At 51.8% G+C, this 19,358-nt stretch carries 15 protein-coding genes; 9 read left to right on the top strand and 6 right to left on the bottom strand.

The features are described from left to right. Positions 1-8 precede the first annotated feature (8 nt). The 3 genes from DNI29_RS19415 to DNI29_RS19425 all read right to left on the bottom strand — a co-directional run bounded on the left by DNI29_RS19415 (position 9) and on the right by DNI29_RS19425 (position 4,724). Positions 9-2,513: a PAS domain-containing sensor histidine kinase gene (locus DNI29_RS19415; protein WP_110979804.1), complete on the bottom strand. Its 2,505-nt coding sequence runs from the start codon at positions 2,511-2,513 to the stop codon at positions 9-11. Between the two features lie 290 nt (positions 2,514-2,803). Then, positions 2,804-3,877 carry a tetratricopeptide repeat protein gene (locus DNI29_RS19420; RefSeq protein ID WP_110979805.1) on the bottom strand — a complete coding sequence of 358 codons (1,074 nt, stop codon included), beginning with the start codon at positions 3,875-3,877 and terminating at the stop codon, positions 2,804-2,806. Between the two features lie 49 nt (positions 3,878-3,926). Next, positions 3,927-4,724 (bottom strand): PhzF family phenazine biosynthesis protein, encoded by a 798-nt coding sequence (locus DNI29_RS19425; protein WP_110979806.1) that lies wholly within the window; start codon positions 4,722-4,724, stop codon positions 3,927-3,929. A 231-nt stretch (positions 4,725-4,955) separates the two neighbouring features. On the opposite strand from DNI29_RS19425, the gene DNI29_RS19430 reads away from it, so the two are divergent. Genes DNI29_RS19430 through DNI29_RS19440 form a run of 3 tightly spaced genes read left to right on the top strand, consistent with a single transcriptional unit; the run spans position 4,956 to position 8,123 of the window. Beyond that, positions 4,956-5,510, top strand: coding sequence for an RNA polymerase sigma factor (locus DNI29_RS19430; RefSeq protein ID WP_110979807.1), 555 nt, complete (start codon positions 4,956-4,958; stop codon positions 5,508-5,510). Further along, positions 5,503-7,116, top strand: coding sequence for an outer membrane beta-barrel protein (locus DNI29_RS19435; protein WP_110979808.1), 1,614 nt, complete (start codon positions 5,503-5,505; stop codon positions 7,114-7,116). Before DNI29_RS19430 ends, DNI29_RS19435 begins: the two co-directional genes overlap by 8 nt. Positions 7,117-7,142: 26 nt before the next feature. After that, on the top strand, positions 7,143-8,123 hold the full coding sequence (locus tag DNI29_RS19440) for a hypothetical protein (protein ID WP_110979809.1): 981 nt from the start codon (positions 7,143-7,145) through the stop codon (positions 8,121-8,123). Between the two features lie 98 nt (positions 8,124-8,221). On the opposite strand, the gene hutI is transcribed toward DNI29_RS19440, so the two are convergent. Both hutI and DNI29_RS19450 read right to left on the bottom strand, forming a co-directional pair. After that, entirely contained in the window at positions 8,222-9,487 is a 1,266-nt protein-coding gene (gene hutI, locus DNI29_RS19445) for an imidazolonepropionase (protein ID WP_110979810.1), read from the bottom strand. Positions 9,488-9,572: 85 nt separating this feature from the next. Then, the gene (locus DNI29_RS19450) at positions 9,573-10,388 is read right to left on the bottom strand and encodes a class I SAM-dependent methyltransferase (protein ID WP_110979811.1); all 816 of its coding nucleotides are present in this window, start codon (positions 10,386-10,388) and stop codon (positions 9,573-9,575) included. Positions 10,389-10,451: 63 nt separating this feature from the next. On the opposite strand from DNI29_RS19450, the gene DNI29_RS19455 reads away from it, so the two are divergent. Then, positions 10,452-10,994: a 2'-5' RNA ligase family protein gene (locus DNI29_RS19455; protein WP_238388152.1), complete on the top strand. Its 543-nt coding sequence runs from the start codon at positions 10,452-10,454 to the stop codon at positions 10,992-10,994. A gap of 163 nt (positions 10,995-11,157) precedes the next feature. Here the strand turns inward: DNI29_RS19455 and DNI29_RS19460 are convergent, their stop codons facing one another. Beyond that, the gene (locus DNI29_RS19460) at positions 11,158-11,694 is read right to left on the bottom strand and encodes a hypothetical protein (protein ID WP_110979813.1); all 537 of its coding nucleotides are present in this window, start codon (positions 11,692-11,694) and stop codon (positions 11,158-11,160) included. 1,113 nt (positions 11,695-12,807) lie between these two features. Between DNI29_RS19460 and DNI29_RS19470 the strand changes: the two genes are divergently transcribed. From DNI29_RS19470 to DNI29_RS19490, 5 genes are all read left to right on the top strand, one after another. Continuing rightward, positions 12,808-13,200, top strand: coding sequence for a hypothetical protein (locus DNI29_RS19470; protein ID WP_110979815.1), 393 nt, complete (start codon positions 12,808-12,810; stop codon positions 13,198-13,200). Between the two features lie 24 nt (positions 13,201-13,224). Further along, entirely contained in the window at positions 13,225-15,429 is a 2,205-nt protein-coding gene (locus DNI29_RS19475; RefSeq protein WP_110979816.1) for a S8 family peptidase, read from the top strand. Positions 15,430-15,787: 358 nt separating this feature from the next. Continuing rightward, positions 15,788-16,603: a DnaJ domain-containing protein gene (locus DNI29_RS24580; protein WP_162303674.1), complete on the top strand. Its 816-nt coding sequence runs from the start codon at positions 15,788-15,790 to the stop codon at positions 16,601-16,603. A 914-nt stretch (positions 16,604-17,517) separates the two neighbouring features. Beyond that, positions 17,518-18,444: a hypothetical protein gene (locus DNI29_RS24250; protein ID WP_238388153.1), complete on the top strand. Its 927-nt coding sequence runs from the start codon at positions 17,518-17,520 to the stop codon at positions 18,442-18,444. A gap of 23 nt (positions 18,445-18,467) precedes the next feature. Then, positions 18,468-19,172, top strand: a complete 705-nt coding sequence (locus DNI29_RS19490) for a uracil-DNA glycosylase family protein (protein ID WP_110979818.1) — start codon at positions 18,468-18,470, stop codon at positions 19,170-19,172. Positions 19,173-19,358 lie beyond the last annotated feature (186 nt).

The raw sequence follows: 19,358 nt of genomic DNA on the forward strand, positions 1-19,358 counted from the left end.
GGCACTTCTCAAGCTGGTAGCGCCACTCTGAACAGAGAGCCTACCTCGGCCTGACTCTGCACCGTGATGGTGCCACCGGCATTTTCCACAATGCGCTTGACCATGTAAAGGCCAATGCCGGAGCCTTCCACATGGTCATGCAAGCGCTGGAACAGGCCGAATAAGCGTGTCTGCTTTTCCTCGTCCAAGCCTAGCCCGTTGTCTTCTACTTCCAGCACTACTGTATCGTTGGCCCGGTAGCACCGCAGCTGAATCAGAGGTGGGCGGTCGGGGTGCCGGTACTTTACGGCGTTGCTGAGCAGGTTATACACGATGCTACGCAAGTGCTTGGGAGCAAACGATAAGGCGGAAGTAAGTGTCACGCTTACCTCTAGCTGCACCCCGGCAGCCACCAGTTTGGGCGCCAGATCCAGCCGAACGGACTCCACTAGCGCGGCAACATCAATTTCCTCGGCAGGCTGCAGCTGCGCCTGCTGTAGCTGGGCCAGGTTGGTGAGCTGCGCAATAGTGACCTGGAAGCGCGCTACCGCATCCTGGATCATGACCAGCAGGGCGGGCACCAACGGATCCTGAATGGGCGTCTGCTGCAACTGCTCTTCTAAGGCCAGCACCAAGCCTTCGAGGTTGGTAATGGGTTCGCGCAGGTCGTGGGAAGCCGTGTAGATGAAGTTGTCCAGGTCCACGTTGGTGCGCGTGAGCTGGGCATTGGAGGCGGCCAGCTCGGCCGCCCACGACAGTGCCTGCTGCCCACTTTCCTCTACTACCTTCCGGGCCTGCACCTGAGCCGTTACATCGTAGGCAAATACCAGCACCCCATCTATTTCTCCCTGCATGGAGCGGCGAGCCTGGTAGGTGAAGGTCCAGTAGATTTCTTCCAGCGGCGCTCCCGTATGGCGGGCCAGCATCAGGGGTAGTTCCTGGGCCACGTACGTTTCACCCGTTCTGTATACATCCTGCAGCAGAGTGGGAATGGGCGTATCGACCAATTCAGTGAGGGCCTCCAGCAAGGGCTTGCCGGCTAAGTCGCGCCCAGGAAACATGAGTTGATAGGCCGGATTGACCAACTGGTATACCAAGTCGGGTCCGTCCAGAATGGCAATGGGTGCCGGGGCCTGCATAAACAGCTCGTGCAGTTGGCGTTGCAGTCCTTCGCGCTGCCTCCGGGCCCGAACCTGCTCTGCGACGTCGTAGGCAAAAATGGAGATGCCCACTACCTCGCCCCGTTCCCGATAGGCCTGATAGGTGAAGGTGAAGTAGGCTTCGCGTGGGGGCCGGCCATCTGGCTGGGCAATGGTCAGCGGCAGTTCCGTGCCGAAGAACGTTTCTCCGGTCCGGTACACCGTATCCAGCAGCGCCAAGAAGCCTTGCTGAGCGGCGTCCGGCAACACGTCGGCCAGGTTCCTACCCACAAGCACCCGACCCGGAAATAACGCCTCATAGGCAGCATTAACGTAGGTAAACTGATGCTCAGGACCACGCAGCAGCGCAATGCTGGCAGGAGTCTGGGCAAATATCTGGTAGAAGGTTTCCCGCTCCCGCACCTGGCGCTGAGTGGCTTCCAGCAAATCAGATTGCAGGGCCAGCGCCTCCCGGGTACGCTCCGCTACGCGAACCTCCAGTTGCTGGTTAAGCTGCTGCACCTGCTGGCGCGCCAGCACTTGGTCTGTCACGTCAATGGCTACCACCAGCACGCCCGTGGTAGCACCCTGCCCATTGCGCTGTGGCTGATAAACGAAGTTGAAATAGATAGTATCTAGGTGGCCGTGGCGCTTCACCTGGAAGGGCAGCTCCTTGCCCACGAAAGGCTCGCCGGTTTGCAGCACCCGGTTCAGCAGCTCGTCGATGCCTTGCCCTTGCAACTCGGGTAGGGCCTCGAGCAAAGGCACATTCAGTAGCTGCGACTCCTCCCGGTCCCACAACTCGCAGATAGACGGGTTAACCAGCGCAATGCGGTAGTCCGGGCCCTCCATCAAGCCAATAGCTACCGGAGCCTGGTGAAACACCTCCTGGAGCTGCTGGCGTTGCGCTTTTGCTTCGGCCAAGGCAGCCTGCTCCCGGGCTTGGCTTTCGCGCAGAGCAATTTCTACTGGGGTCCGGGTCTGGTCGGCCGTGTCGGTAAAACTCACCAGCAACCCCTCCCCCGCCCGCCGGGCCGTGAGGCGGTAGTAGTTATCGTAACCGTCGGCCTGGTAGTTGATGTCGTAGCTACGGGGTTCGCCCGTCACGTAAGCATCCACATGAAACCCGAAGGTACCGTGCTCCTTGCTGTGCGGCCACTGCTGCATGTGCGTCAGCGTCGGATGGGAAGGCATCCGCATCATGCGCTGGGCGGCGGGGTTGAGGTGAACGAACGTGAAGTCTACAATCTCGCCCGAGCCACTGGGGCCGTAAACAGGCGTGTAGAAAATCAGCCCCGTCATCGATACGTTGAGCACTTCGCACAACAGCTCGTCGGCAGGCAGCCAGGTAGGCAAGTCACTGGGTTGAGTGGCCTGGACAGTAGAAGTGGGCATTGAGCAGTTACGAAGCAGAACAGAGGAGAAGGCAAGCAGCACGGAGCGCACTACAAGGTACGCTTTTCAGCTGCGTACGTGAACGGCCATACCCCCTACCGGGTTGGCTACGGTGCCGCTACCCTCCCGCTGGGCGGGAGTACCGTTGCTGCAGATTGATGCGCTACACCGGCGTGCCGGCCCCTATTTGCAAGGTGCTATTCCAGATGCTGGGCAAGCTCGTATTTGTGAGGCAGGTAGCAAAGCGGCGGCTACGGGCGCACTTGCTCACGCCCGTAGCCGCCGCTTTGCTACTTCGGCCAGGGGTAGGCCGCCGACCAGCTGCTTAGTTCTTCCAGGGTAGCCGTGTGGTTGGCCAGCCACTGCTGCACCTCAGGAGTGCTGTCGGCGCGGACGGCCTGAATGGAATAGGCCAACGCGGGCAGATAGCCTTGCTTCTTCAGCTCTACGAAGTAGGGCACGAAGTACTGCCAGGTAAAGCCATTCTGCTTTTTTGGTTGCAACTCATCCAGCACACTAATCAACGACTCCAGCTTCCGGATAAGCTGCTCGCTAGGCGTTTTATCTTTGTTTTCTTCACTATAGTCGAGGGCGCTGCTCATGCTTAGCAGCATATCGGCGGGGCCGAAGCTGTCGGAGCGGCCTTTCTTACCGGCATCTTTGAGCGTTTCCGGGGAAATATTGATGGTAACGGCTTTTTCACCGGTTTTCTCTACGCCCCGGCCCATCAGCTTATCGAAGCGCGCCAGGGTAGCGGTGGCGCGTTGGCCGGTAGGCTCTACCTGCAACAGGCGTAGCATAGCCAGCAGCGCCGGCACCCGATTGCCCTGCTGCTGCTGCAACAACGCCAGCGCGTTAAGCGAATTGGCGTGCCCCGGCCGGCAGCGCACCGATTGTTGCATGCTGCCAATGGCCTCGGCAGATTGCTGCAAGGCCGTGGCCTGGGTTACGCCCAGGTTGAAGTAAAGCGGGCCGTCGTTGGGGTAACGCTTCAGGCCCTCATTATACACTTTGGCTGCCTCTTTGGGCTTTTTCAGCCCGTCGAGCGCATTGCCGTAGGTGTTGTACAAAGAGGAGCCAGGGTCCGATTCCTGCTTCAGAATCTGCTTGCAAAGCTCCACGGCCTCATCGTTCTGGTCAAGGGCATTGTAGGTCATGGCCAGCTCGTAGCGGGCCGTCGTGTTCGTGGCGTCCTGCTTCAGGGCCTCTTTGTAGCGCAACACGGCCTCGTCGTACTTGCCTTGGTCGTAGAGCGCAACGCCCTGCTTCACCAGCTCCTGGCTACCCGTGGTTTGGGCTGATGCTGACTGAATGGAAAAGCTAAGCCCCACAGCCAGCAGTAAACAGGCATAATAATTAGACATACGGCAGATATGACACGTTGGAAATCTTCGTCTTGTATCTCTGAAAGAATTAAGCGCCTACCTCTATTTCGCCTTTCAAATACGTCACGGCGTAACCGCTCATCAGTACCCGGTCGCCGCGCAGTTCGCACCACAAGTCACCGCTGCGGGCCGAAACCTGGCGGGCATGGAAGGTAGTTTTGCCCAGGCGCTCAGCCCAATAGGGCACTAGGGTAGTGTGGGCGGAGCCGGTTACTGGGTCCTCGGGCACACCCACGCGGGGTCCAAAAAAGCGCGACACGAAGTCGATGCCATCGGTACCGGGAGCAGTGGCAATAACGGCCCGGTACTCTACCCTCGCTAAGTGGGTCATATCGGGGTGCAGGGCGCGCACTTCAGCTTCCGAATTGAAGACGCACACCAGATCGGGGCCGGCGTGGATGCTTAGGGGGGTAGCGCGCAGGCCGTCGAGCAGGCCATCGGGGTGAGTGCTCAGGGGCTGGGGCGGACGGGCCGGGAAGTCGAGGGTCAGGCGGCCTTCCGCGCCTTGGCTAACGCGCAGCGGTCCGCTTTTGGAGTGAAACACAATTTCCGGCGCCTGAAAATTGAGGTGGCGGTACAGCACATGCGCCGAAGCCAGCGTAGCGTGCCCGCACAGCTCTACCTCCACGGCCGGCGTGAACCACCGAATTTCATACTCGTTGCCCGATTTTGGAATGAAGAAGGCCGTTTCAGCCAAGTTGTTTTCGGCGGCAATGGCCTGCATGATTTCAGCCGGGAGCCATTCGGTAAGGGGGCATACCGCGGCAGGATTACCAGCGAATGGACGGTCGGTGAAGGCATCGACCTGGTAGAGGGGTAGCAGCATACAACAGGGGTAGAACGTCGGGGAAATGAAGCGTTGAATTCAGCGCCGAAACTACTCGTTCCGGGTGTAATATCGTGGCTTTATTATGTGAACCGGGGTAGGCCTATCAACTACTCTCTCGCATCAGCAGGAAATATTTTTTAGTCCCACGCAACCTCCCGTTGTCGGCTCCGGTCATGGCCGCAGAACGCTAGCGTACGACATCCTATCCTTCCTTATCCGCGGCTGCCTATGCCCGACTCTATTGACTTACTCCTGGATGGCTGCCGACGAGGTAAACCCAGCGCCCAGCGGGCCCTGTACGACCGGCTTAGCTACCAACTGATGGGGGTGTGTCTGCGCTACTGCCCTTCGCGGGCAGAGGCCGAAGATGCCCTGCAGCTCACCTTTGTAAAGATCTTTACCCGCCTCGATCAGTTTCGGGGACAAGGTCCTTTTGAGGCATGGGCCCGCCGCATAGCCGTTACCACTTCTCTTAACCTCTGGCACCAGCACCAGCAGCGCGGCCCGCAAACCGAGTACGAGGAAGCAGCCGAACTGCACCACCCCGATGGCACACCCTTCGACCAGATGTCGGCCGAGGATGTTGTGCGCCTTATCTCCCAACTGCCTACCGGCTATCGTACCGTCCTCAATTTATACGCCATTGAGGGGTACTCGCACGCCGAGATTGGGGAACTGCTAGGCATTTCGGAAAACACCAGCAAATCACAGCTTTCCCGGGCCCGCCGCCTGCTGGAAGAGCGCCTGCAGCAGCAGGCTCACACCCCTCACTACAATGACTGAGCACGAATCGGAACAACTTTACCACGAGCTGCGCCGCAAGCTGGAAGGCTATGGTAGTGCGCCCCCCGAAGATATGTGGACCAGTATTCAGCAGCAGCTTCCGAAGAAGCCGCGCCGAAACTGGCGGCCGCTACTGATCCTGCTGCTGGTAGGAACAGCGGTGGTGGGCTTGACCATTGGCACCCGCTCTTGGCGCCAACGTGGCACAGCCTCGGTTGCTGGCATCAGCACGAAGTCGGGTCCGGCCATGTCTGGTACGGCGGCCGGAACTGTAGCGGCTCGGCGCGCAGTATCTCCTACCCCTTCTTCTCTCGCCAAGGCCGAAACACCCCTCCTAGGTGCAGCAGAAGCTCCGGCTCTTGCCGCACGAAAGGCCGCGGCAGGTTCACCCGAAAATACCAGGCCTGCACTAACCGAATCTGCTTCCCGGCGGGTAGCCTCAACACGTCCACTGGGTCAACCAAACGGTGTTTCCCTACCCCCGTCCAGCCGCCAAAGCCTTTCTACTGCTCCTGAACGTGGACAATTGGCCACAATTGGCGGCCGTGAAGAGTCGTTGGAGAAAAGAGCTGACCGAAAGCTGATGAAGATGGGCAGGGCCGCAGTAGTCAGTGCTGCATCATCCAAAGATGGGCGCCGGACACTGGCTAAGGCCCGGGAAGAATCTGGTGGCCTCGCCCAGGCTGCTACCCCTTATTATGCAACCAACCCCAGCACCCGCAAGCGCAAACCGTTGGTTTTGGCTGAGGCGGTGGCCAGCACCGGCCGCACGGAGGCTTCAGGCACAGCTCAACCAACTAATGGTCGGAGGGTAGCTGGCAAATTACGGGTAGCTTCTGCTGCAACCACCAACGAGCCGCTTCCATTGCTGGCAGTTCAGGTGGCTATTCCAGATCCAGAAGAGCCGGAAGTAGTGCGCGCCAAGCGTAAGCCCCGCGCCCGGCCCACCCGGCGCGAACTGCTGCTACGTAACTGGAAGGTTGAACTGCTCGCGGGTACTGCCCTCACCTACCGCGCCCTGGGCGGCGCGCCTACCCAGTTGGAGCGGCTGGAACGACCCGGAACGGGTTTTTCGGGGCAGATAAGTGGGGCTTATGCCTTCACGCGTCAACTGACCGTATCGGCCGGACTTGGGTATGCGGAATACAGCACGAACCTGCGCTACCAAGTGAGAAAGACTTCGCGGGATACTACCCTGGCCGTTGATTTCCGGGATGTATACCGCTTCCTGACCATACCCGTGCAGGCGCAGTACACCTTACAAGGGAATCACCGGTGGCAGGTAGGTGTGCTGGGGGGTGGCACCGTGGCCCTGCTGACCAGCGCCCGCACTACTGAGGGCAGTGCCTGTAATTGCTCCCAGCGTCAGTGGCAGTCGTCGGGGGTAGGAACTCCGGTTCCGTTCAAAAACACCAATCTGGTGCTGAATGTGGGTGCTTTTGCCAACTACCAGTTCGCGCCGGGTCAGTGGTTTACCATCCGGCCTCAAGGGCAGCTCTTCCTGAATTCTCTGACCACCCCCGCCTCCGGCCGAGCTGCCCGCCGGCCCTGGAGCCTGGGCTTACAGGCGGGCTACGCCTGGGACCTTGATCCGCGCAAACGCTAATCCTATATCCTTCAGAATTCTTGTTTATGACCTCAATTAACCGCTTTCTGATCCTTGGGACCTTGCTGGCCCTGCCCCTGCTTCCGGCCTGCCAATCAGACGCTGGTCTGGTAATCTGTGAAGATGGCAGCACCCCTAACCCCAACCCTGGCGCGCCTACCACCATTAAAGATGTACTTACGCAACTAGGGGCTCCTACCCAGACATTTACGTACGACCCCAGCCGGCAGAATCAGTTTACTGGGGCCAAGGGAACGGTAATTACCATTCCGGCCGGCGCATTTCAGTACCGAACCGGGCAGCCCGTTACGGTGCCAGTGCAGCTGGAAGTGCGAGAAATTTTCGGCAAGGCCGATATGATTCTGAGCAATATGCCAACTGTTTCCGGAGGCCGGTTACTGGAGTCGGCAGGGGAAATTTATCTGCGGCCCACCCAGGATTCTACCTTGCGCCTGAGCCCCGGCACCCGCATCCAGATGCAGACGCAGAACCCGCCAAACCTAGCCAGCCGGGACAGCATGCGCTTATTTGTGGCTCCGGTACCTGGTAGCAATAGCCCTACCTGCTTTACCTGGGAGCTGAACTTTGATCCCGAATCGAGCCTGAGCCCTACCCCTACGGGCTACCAGATCAGCATCAGCAAAGCTCTCTATGATGCTAGAATAGGCTGGTTTAACTGCGACCGTTTTTACGGTATCCCCAGCCCCCAGCCCATCATCGTTGACGTGCCGGGCACCGACATTGACCCCGCCAAGAACACCATGGTGTTTGCGGCCTTCCGGGCCTTCAATGGCAGCCTGCGGCTCTGTGATTTCAAGGCGCCCGGCACCTTCCAGATAAATGGAGCCCCGGCCGGAGCCAACGTCAGCGTAGTTGTTATCCGGACGGTAGAGGGCAAGCTGTACTACGGTCGCCAGGATGGTGTAGTGGCCGCCGGTACCCGCTTCAGCCCTGTACTAAAGGAAACCACCGCCGCCGACCTTGTCGCGGATCTGAATACACTATAATCTTTTACTATTCTATCAATTACTACTTCTGATATCGTCCGTGCTTTGCTATGGGTCCGACCGCACCTGCTGTCGGACCTTTTCTTTTGTGCTTCAGCTCAATCTGTTTGTACCTCTCCGCCAATGATGACGGTACGAACTGGGTTTTCGCCTAGCCAGTAGGGTATTTCTTCGGCGGTGGGCACATCCAGCACCAGTATATCGGCACGCTTGCCAGGCTCTAGGCTGCCGCATTCGTGCTGCTGCCCTATGGCCCAGGCGGCATTGAGCGTCACGGCGGCCAGGGCCTCATAGGGGGTGAGCCCCATTTTCAGGCAAGCCACCGATAAGGCTAGCCAAAGGTTTTTGCTGGGGCAGGAGCCGGGGTTGAAATCGGTGCTGATGGCTACGGGCAGGCCTACATCAATAAAAGCGCGGCCGGGTGCGTACTGCTCCTGGCGCAAAAACAGCGGCACCAGGGGCAGCAATACTGCTACCGTACGGCCGCTGGTAAGAGCCGCTATGCGGGCAGCCGCGGCCGGGGTAAGGTAGTCGCAGTGGTCCACGCTGATGGCACCCAGCTCGGCAGCCATTTCGCAGCCACCCAGGTCATGGAGCTGTTCGGCGTGAATTTTCAGGCCGAATCCCAACGTCTGCGCCTGGGCCAGGTAGCGCCGCGACTCAGCCACGGAGAAAGCGCCCTGCTCGCAGAAAATATCCACGAAGGGCACCTCTTCAGGGTTTAGGCGGGGTAGCACTTCGGCGGCCAGCATCTCCAGGTACTCGGCGGGGCGGCCGCCGTACTCCGGGCCGGGTACGTGGGCCCCGAGGAAAGTGGAAATAACGCGGACGGGCTGTTGGGCCCCGGCCAGCCGGGCCGCTTGCAGCAGCCGAAGCTCCGTTTCCGCATCGAGGCCGTAGCCGGTTTTGGCTTCCAGGGTAGTGATGCCGTAGCGCCGAAAGCCGGCCAGATGGTGCAGGGCGTTATCGAGCAATTGGGCATCGGAGGCAGCGCGGGTGGCGCGCACGGTGCTCAAGATACCGCCTCCACTGGCCAGAATATCGAGATAAGACTCACCCTGAAGCTTGCGCTGAAACTCGGCGGCGCGGTTTCCCCCAAACACCAGGTGGGTGTGGCATTCCACCAAGCCAGGCATCACTACCCGGCCCTGCGCTTCCACTATCTGCGTTTCGGGAGTAACCTGGCCCTCATCCAGTTCCGCCATCGGGCCCACTGCCACAATGCGGCCTTGCTCGCAAGCCACGTATCCATCGGTAATTACTTGCCACTGCCGCATGGCAGCGCCCGCCAGGGGCTGGCTAGTAGGGCCGCCGGCCAAGGAGAGCAGCTGGCCGCAATGGCGCACAAGCAGAGAGTAAGGCATCGAAAGAAAAGTAGGGAGGCAAAAGGCCCAATATGCGCATATCTCGCCGATACGCTACAGGCTGTCGCCTGTCATAGTGCCCCTCCTAGGGCCGCTGCATCACCACCGAATACACCAAGGGTAGCTTGCCGGGTTGGGTTGCCAGCTGAAACCGGCCGGGTGCAGTTTCCTGCATGCCGGCAAAGCAGTCATAAGGCGAGTAATCGTACTCCTGAAAGTGCCGCAACTGCAGCCCCTGCCCGAGCAGACTGCCCAGCACTTCGCCCAGGTCGTGGTTCCAGGAAACGGACGTGTGCTCGAGGGGCGCGGCCAGATCGGCGTAGGTGCCGGTGGTAGTTTCCTCAATAGCCTCGCGGTTGAAGTAGCTGTACTCCACGCGGGTAAACTGACTGTCGAACATCCAGACTACCGGGTGAAACTCTACTAGCACCAATCGGCCGCCGGGGCGCAGGTAGTGGGTTACTACCTCTGCCCAGCGCGCCAAATCGGGCAGCCAGCCCAGCACCCCGTAGGTGGTGTAAACCACATCGAAGCCGGGTGTGGCGGGCAGCACCTCGGGCAAGTGGTACACATCGGAGCACACGAATTCAGCCGACAAATGCAGCTCCATGGCCAACTGCCGGGCGGCGGCAATGGCCTCGTCCGACAAATCGATACCCGTCACTTGGGCGCCCATCCGGGCCAGCGAAAGGGAATCTTGCCCGAAGTGGCACTGCAGGTGCAAAATCCGCTGTCCGCCTACCTCACCCAGCAGGGCCAACTCGATGTCGTTAAGGGAGGAACGACCGGCCCGGAAACCCGCCACATCGTAAAAAGCCGAGTTCAGATGGTAGGGCACCTTGGCGTTCCAGAGGGTGCGGTTCAGGTGCAGGTAGTTGGGGTTGGGCTCGGGGGTAGGCATAGCGAAAGATAGGGAGGCAGGAAGAAAATGACCATACCGGCCTAGTCATCGTACAGCAAGCTCGTGCCTACCTCTGCCCTTATGCTCCTACCCCTCGATGCGCCGCTGATCCTAACGCTTACCCTCGATGAAGCCGCGCAGGCGCATTTCAATGCCTTGCGCCAGCAGCACTTCCCGCCGGAGCGCAACTACCTGCAAGCCCACGTTACGCTGTTTCACCACCTGCCAGGCCCCGAGGCGCCGGCCATTGGCAGTTATCTGGCCGAGGTAGTCAGGGCTACACCCCTCCTACCCCTGCAGGTGTCGGGGTTGCGGTTTCTGGGCCGGGGCGTTGCTTACGACCTCCAGAACCCGCAGCTGCTGCAACTGCACCGGAACCTGCAAACGGCCTGGGCTGCGTGGCTTACGCCTCAGGATCAGCAGCGCCTCAAGCCCCACATTACCGTGCAAAACAAAGTGGACCCTAATTTGGCTCGCGCCCTACACCAAGAGCTAACCGCACAGTTTGCACCGTTTGAAGCTACCGGCACGGGCCTTACACTCTGGGCTTACCGCAACGGCCCCTGGGAGCAATTGGCGCAGTTTGAGTTTGCAGGCCAATCATGATGAAAGTAGTCCTTCTTCACAAAAAAGCCACTCTACACAATCGTAAAGTGGCTTTTGTATACTCCCGGGTTACGGACGGGTTACTATTTGCGCTGAACATGCTGTGTTCAGCATAAAGTCCTGAGTCAACCGCAGTCCATTTGTTGATACAGTGATGGAGAGTTTACATACGCTTTACCGCTAGAGTAAACTTGACTAACCTTGTGCCCTCATGCCCATTGAAAATGAGTGTGCGAAGATCATTAATAAAGTACATGGCTGTGGCTTTCGGTCCACTAACACTGCCTTCAATTGTATCAAGAAGTTTAAGCCCTTGTGCAGTCAGTACCTTATCCATCACATCGCCACGCCCTGGTGTCATGTACTCGTTCCATTGAATGCCAAGTACGTCCGGGCCTACTTCCGGGTCGAAGATAACTGTCACATAGTAGGGCCCCTTTGAGCTACCTGCTTTCGGTACATACCGGTAGTGAGCCGTTATATTGAAGTACTCCTTAGGGAACACTTCCTGCTCTTTCTCGCACACTTCGGTATAAGTCATGAACTTATAGCCTGCCTTCGTCAAACTAGTATGAGCTTGTGTGCGGCTATGGCCTATGAAATTGTTAAGCAGAGAGTAGTTAGTGAGGTTGTTATACGTTTGTCCTTGGCCACTATAAGCCAGCAGGATAAAGCTGCCCAATAAGCATAGTTTTTTCATCGAGGTACATGTAAAGCCGATGTACTAACGTACCCGGACAAAAGTACCCTTGAAGCCGAACGTACCCTCATTAACGAGGGTATCTGGGCTAACTATCTTAAACCGCACCTGTCCGCCCTCAACCCCAGTATAGAGGTACCCTTCTTCAATCTTATACTCGGTGGCTATTTCGCCAAGGAGACTCGCTATGATGACCTTGGATTCCGTGACTTCGAACTTGTTTACAGAGAAGCTCTCATCGCCACTTATGCGTTGGTAGATGCCTTTAGGTTTTTCTCGGTAGAGTGATTCGCAACTGCACAAGACACAGACAGTAGCAACAGAAAGGAGCGCTTTTTTTAGCATAGCATTTTACAAAAGGTTGTTTTGGTAAAATGCGTAATACTGCTGTTTAATAGAGACTTATAAAATCCCGAAGTTTTAGCTGGTTCGATTCTCTATATAGACTGATAATATAAACATTTGCAAGTATGCTCCTTGGATTTACGCCTGTGTGGCGCAGCCGTTGACCGAGCCGGGAGCCCGGCAGGCGCAGGTAGCGGCTCGTTTTTGAATGAGCGTGGCCTCTGTTAGTAACCTCGTGCGGCGGCAGCGACAAACTAGTTTAGTAACGGCGGGGCAGAGATGTTGCGGCGCGGTGATGTGTTGATGCTCGACAACCTGCCGGTGTACAAGCTCGACGGGCTGCTGTTCTTGCCTTACTTACCCGACTTCATCCTAGTCTAGAAGGCCTAAAGCAAGCTACGCCACGCCTGGGTCCGCACCCGCGAGGCACTCCAAGCCGCCATCTTGTCCTCCGTCGAGTGGATCACTCGCAAGGACGCCACAGCTTGGCTCAACCATTGCGGCTATTACATACATCGTTCATAAATCTGCTATTTAGGTGCTAGAGACACTGAGCCAAAAGTATATTATATTGCTAGCTCGAAACATAAGACTTCATCAATATGCCAGTTTTTAAATGCTATAGTTGCAAGGAAGAAAACGATTATGATCAGCCGGAATCTGAGTTCGTGATTAGTTACGCTACAGCAAGACAAGCGCCAAAGCCCAAAAGATACATAGTCAAAAAATGCAAGAAGTGCGGTGCGAAAAATACAATAGACTATTAGTATGATACAAGGCCGACCAGCTTCTGACGAAGACGAATACCTCAATGAGTGGAGTCTAAATTCTTTGAAGGAGAATTTGACTCTAATTAATGACATACTGCGTCAATTGATGACTATTAGTGCGGCTATTTTAGGTGTTAGTATATTTTATGAGAAAATAATTACTAATAATAGTTTTAAAATTGCAGCTATTTCGACATTTTTTGTAGCGCTCATTCTTTCATTTTTTGGAATTATTCCCTACGGTAGCAAGATTATTACGAATGATCCTGTTGCATTCAAGGAACAAAAAAAGTCGATATTTAAAACTAAATATTGGCTTGCAATCGCTGCATGCTTTTTTTTGACAGCTGGATTTGCTATTGTTATTGTGCATCTAATAGATAGATTTTAAATAATTTATTAGATAAAGCGGTTCATGAATAATAAAAAACATTTCAGTATTCCATCCGAACTCGTTCGTTCAAGCCCTGTGGTTAAGGGTGGTGGCGGTAAGCCCTATACAAGAGATGATTATAAAAGTCATGGTGAGAGCTTAGTTCAACAGTCCGATGAAGTAAAGCAGCTCATCGAGAGCAAGCTTGATGCTCAATTGGTAAATTTCTATGTTCTCCAATTAACGACGCCTAGTGATGTAAAAATCAAGTCTCAAGTATCAATATTAAACAATCTTGGTTTTGATATAATTAGCTTGTCTGCAAGCGATCAAACTCAAGCAATTGTAGAGATTGATAAGTCTAAGTTTAATAGACTTTCGCAAAAAATTAAAGGTTATGCAAATGCTGAGGGTAATCCTGGAAAAAGCCAGCTTGCGATAATTGAGAATATTAAAGAAGTTCCCGTTGCTGAAAAATTGAATTCTATAATTATTGAAAATCTTGATATAGAAGTTGAGTTTTTGATTTCTATTTATAATAAATTCAATAGGCAAAATAAAGAAGAGGTTGTAAAAAGTATCTATCGATCATTAGTAGAGGGAGGAGCGAAAGGCGTTATTAGTGAGCGTTACGAAAACGGCTCAATGATTGTGTCTGGAGTAGCTTCTGTTCGTCAGCTAAAGGATGTGGGTCAATCCTATAGTACGATTCGCTCTATAAGCCTTAATAGCCAATTTCACGCTAATCAATCGATACCAGCGGGTGATTTACCAAATTCGTTACAAGTCCTTCAACCTAAAACAAATGTAAAAGTTGCTGTTATCGATAGCGGTGTACAGGCAAACAAAAACCTTCTTACTGATCTAGTATCGGAGGCTTATGATTATACTTCTACTGGTTTAGGTGATGCATTCGCTCATGGCACATTGGTCGCTAGCAGAATTATATTTGGCGACGATATTCTATCGTCTTTAGTCACAGGCCAACTTGAGCCCATATGCAAAGTTATTGACATCAAGGTGTTTGGCATTAGGCCTGATGGCAATATGCAAGGTCCAACTATACAAGGCTTAGCATCGATCTTGCAAGATATAATTCCTAAAATTTATAAGCAGGCTAAAATATTTAATCTCAGTTTAGGGCTGCAAATTCCTATCGAAGATAATTCAATTTCATTAGTTGCTCATCTAATAGATTTCTTCTCTAGAAAATATGACATATTATTCGTTATCGCTTCTGGTAATATTATCGACCCTGTAGGAAGCCATCCTGATCAGTTTGGTCATCCCTCTGCGCGAATATGTACACCAGCTGAATCTATTTTAGGATTGACAGTCGGGTCGGTTACTAAAAAGCATGACGACACGTCTATATGCAGACAGAACCAACTTTCTCCCTTTTCTAGGGTGGGGCCAGGTGCCGACCGTGGAATGAAACCTGAATTAGTAGCCCATGGAGGTAATTTGAGTGCTGGTTGGGCTACTAATCCAGATATTGGTGCATATGGGCTTAATGAGACAGGAACAGGCTTCGCATTTAATGTTGGCACTAGCTTTTCAGCCCCTATTATAAGCTCATATGCAGCATTGCTATTCCATGAGTACGAAGATGCAAGTGTTAATCTAGTTAAAGCACTATTACTTCATTTTTCGAACACTATTGATTGTGATAACATTAAAGGTGCGCGCAAAATAAATATGTGCGGCTTTGGAGAACCTAATTTAGATCTGTGTCTGCATCCAAGATCAAATGCTGCTACATTTATATATAACGGGTCAATAAAAAAGGATACGTATAATGAAATTCCATTTTACGTTCCAAAATGTATGGCGGAGGATAAAGATGACACGAGCCTTCAAATAAAAGTGACAGTAGTTTATAATCCGCCTACTGATCCCGACAATGCTCTTTATTACTGTCAAACTAGGCTTGGAGTCGAGCTCTATAAAAATACGGCGTCAGGAGCAAGAAAAGTGTCTTTTACGAGCACTGATGAGCGGTACACGAATGAATGGAGTCCAATTGTTTCTTTTGCAAAGAACTTCAAAAAGTCTTATGCTTCAGGTGATTGGTATATTAAATTAAGAGCTTATGGCCGTGGCGGTATAGATGCAAACTTTACGCAGGATTTTGTGTCAATCATCGAAGTAATCGACACAAAGGGTATGGGTAGAGTATATGACGATGTAGAAAATTCATGGGAAGAAGTGCGAGCAACTCAAGATGTTGTTGCTAGAGTTGCATAAAGTGACATTCGATCTTTTGCCCAAAGGGAGCAAATTTTCAAACTAATTATAATACATACACAGGCTGTTTGGTAGAGTAGCATTTGTGAGCAATTGGAGTAAGATTATGGCAGCATGTCATCTTTGTGGTGAAGCAGGTGCAGAGGATAGGCGCGAGGTTTATACGGGCAGTTCCAAGTATTATGGTAGCCGTAGTACGAGTACGCGGGTGAGCTATAGCGTTCGTAGCGTATGCCGTGCCTGCGCTGTTGAGCTTGATAATGCAGAGTGGCGTAAAGAACTACGAAAACTGCGTGTAGACGTAGTCGTTCAATTGCTGATGGCAGCTGGTCTTATGTACTATGTAGTAGTGCGTTGAATGAAGAATTACTACGACTTATTAGGTATTCCTACCACTGCTACCAAAGATGAAATTAAGCAGGCCTACCGTCGCTTATCAGTGAAGTTTCATCCGGATAAGAACTCAGGAGATTCCTACTTCGCTGAAATGTTCAAGCAGATCAACGAAGCTCAGGAAGTGCTGCTGAGTGAAAGCAAGCGCGCTGCCTACGATGCTCGGCTGAATGGATATGTGCAACAGGAGAGGAGGATAGCTGCTGAACAGGCAAAACTGCGGCGTGAGCGAGAAGAGCTTGCGCGAAAGCAAAGAGAGCAAGAGCTAGCTAGCCAGCGTCTACGGGAGCAACAAACCCGTGTACAGCAACAAGAGGCCGAAGCCCAGCGGTTGAAGGAGCAAAGCCTTCGCGCTGCTCAACAAAAACCGGTTGTAAAGCAAGTAGCTGTTCCTGCTGCGCCTCAAGCTATTGCAACGAGAAGGAAACGTTCTCCTAGTTTGCGGCAACTTGTCCAACAATGGAAGCGCATTAAGTATAGCTTCTGGGCTATTAACATTAGCCTAGCGCTATACATTGGTTTTGGCCCTAATAAGCTACATTACCTCCGGCCTGCGGGTACCGATGCCTTCGTAACTGCAGACAAAGGGCTATACTTGCGTGATACGCCGCATAGTACTGGTAAAGCCATAGCAAGCCTTCCTAAGTACACGTATTTAAAGCTTGTATCAGCGAATGGGCGACTCGAAAATATAGGAGGTAAGAAAGCGCCTTGGTATCAAGTGAAGAGTGATACTATGCAGGGCTGGGTATGGTCTGGATACGTGGAGAAGGTTCAGTAAAGGAGTTCCACGCCCTAGTGACTTATAAGATATAGGTTTCACTAAGGTGCCAAGTCCATACTTGGCACCTTCATCACTTAATTTCCTATTGCTAAGGACATTGAGGAAATAAGCTGTTAGTTTGCTATATAAATATAATAGTATTATATATGCATATATTATGAAAAGAGGGTGTGGCCTTCGTATTCGTAACTGCTCAAGGCTACCCCTCCCCTGTACAGCACACAAGGAGGGAGTGGCCCTATCATTTCGATTGTAGACAGTTTAACTTAAAGAGAGATCATGAAAAAACTGCTTCTCTTCATGCCACTCTTCGCGTTCTACTTATCAAGTACTGATGGGCTTGCTCAGCCAAATCCTTACCCCAGACCTGATCCCTGTAGACCTAACCAATCATGGAAACAATGGGATGCCGTTACTCCTATCAATTCGGATGTTAGCGATGAGGAAAGGAAACGGGAATACTGCAAGTACGCACTGCCAACCATATATCAGTGTATGCAAGGGTACCAACAATTATCAAGTCCAGATCCAATTGTACAAGCCAAGATAAATAGAATGGTTAGGCGAGCGACAGCCAGAGACGAAAGGATAATCGCCACTATAAAAAGAAAGTATTGTCCCTAAAAAAATAAAAAATAGTGATTATTTATTTTTAATATCTAAATATAATATACTGTATTTTAACATTTATGAACTAATATGCAATATATTATACATTTTTTAATTTTAATTATTGCTAATTTATAAGCATTGTATATCAAAATTGATTATATATTATAATGTTTTAAACTATCGCTAACTAGTTATAATTGTAGTATGTGATGCAGTCAGCTGCATTATATGGTTATTGACTAATCCTCATAAATAAATAGTCTTTCATAGTAAATAGTGGCACTATATAGAGGCATGCCATGAATGGCCGTCAATTCATTTGGTCAGGTGTAAAAGACAATTTTAACATGAAATCATTTGTACTGCTCTTTTTGGTTTTAATAACGACCTCATTGACTTGGAAGCCTATATTCCGTAGGGAGCTGAAGTATCCTTTGCCAAACGTAATATTGTCAGCAAGTCAAATATGTGGCAAAAGGATTTGTAATCCTGGTGATATTGGTACGTTATTACATTATACAAGAAATCCTATTTCACCCGACATTCCGGAAACTGGTGTAACGGCAAAAAAAATAGCAGCATCAATACTTGGTAGAGTCATTCCTGTAGAAGATATATATACTAAGGATTTTAACACCTGTTCTTCAAGTACTGTTAGTCCCTTTACAGTTGACGATGTGAGTAATATTCGCTTTGCAAATGGAAATAATATAGATTATCAGAGGACAGAAAAACTAAATATAAATATTCAAGCTGCTACGGAGGCTAATATGAAAGAATTAATGAAATTAACAGATGATGCTGCTAAACTAGCTAAATTAGAGGCTAAAATAAAGGCTGCTTATCAGAAAGTTAAAGATAAGCAAGTAGATGTAATCGGGGTCTATTCAGAATGGGGCTTGTCAGAGGCTGCAAGAGACGAGCTTAAAAAAGGAAAAAAATTTGAAGAATGTCATAAATATGTTGAGGATAATGATAATAGAATTATCCTTGCTCTTGGCTTAGTGGTATTTGATATTAAATTTCAACAAAAAAACCTTGATGACCTAGCTGCCGAGATCGACACCGAACTAGAGAAAGAAGGTTTAAAAGCTTCACTATCCTTTACATTTAAAAGACAAGTAACAGAAGCTCTGTCTTCTACATCAACTGGCGTTTATCAAGTACTTATGATTAGGCATGCTGGTATTAAGAAGCATCGCTTTGTTGAAGATATGCCTGGATAGAATATTTTATACACAGTTACCAAATGACATTCCAAGAAGAATACACAACCACTATTCAACCGGAAGTTGACACGCTCGTGCATGAAGTGGCGGCTGCATTGAGTACGAAGCGTGATATTGCCAACTACAACAAGGGGTGGCGTGTGTTCTTCGGGCCTATTATGTCCCAACCAAAGGTGCTAATAATAGGCATTAACCCCGGTAATGGTCAACCAGGCGTTGTTGATATAGCCCTATGGGAAGATGAAGAAGTATTCGAGTACACTAATCCCGAATACAACTTTGCACTGGCTAGAGAAACCCGATCTGTGTTCACCGAAGCAGGGCTACTTGATGTTTTGACCACTGCTACGGTGAAGACTAATTACTATTTCCTCTCTACAACGAAAGAAAGGGACCTGTATAAAATCACCGACAGCTTGGGCCGGACGTTACAACATGAGGAGGAAGCTCTTGGAGATAAGTTTTTCCGAAAATCCGCTGAGTGGACCAAACGCTTAATTGAACTGCTAGAGCCACAGGTGATTCTATGCGAAGGGAAGGTAGCCTACGAAAACGTGATAGACCTATTTCCTCAGCATGGTGAGCAGACATGGGAAAATCATTGTGGTTTTACTGCACTGCCTGATCAAGGCCTCACTGTTGTTGGGTACAGTCGGCGGTGGAGTAACATCAAAGACAAACCCGGATTAGCTAGGCTATTAAGGAGGTTCGTCTCGCCTAGATGAGAAATCAATTTCTACAGCTACTATGACAAAAAGCCTCGGCCGGTTGACCGAGGCTTTTCTCATGCTCAGTGTTGTAGAGTAGAGTGGAATTAGTGCGCTTACGCAACGATAATCATTTGCCTTGAGAGGGGAACCTAAGTATTAACTGAAAGCGGCCATAACGCCGTATTCGCTGGTTAAAAAGGT

Source organism: Hymenobacter sediminis (genome assembly GCF_003231285.1).
Classification (GTDB): Bacteria; Bacteroidota; Bacteroidia; order Cytophagales; family Hymenobacteraceae; genus Hymenobacter; species Hymenobacter sediminis.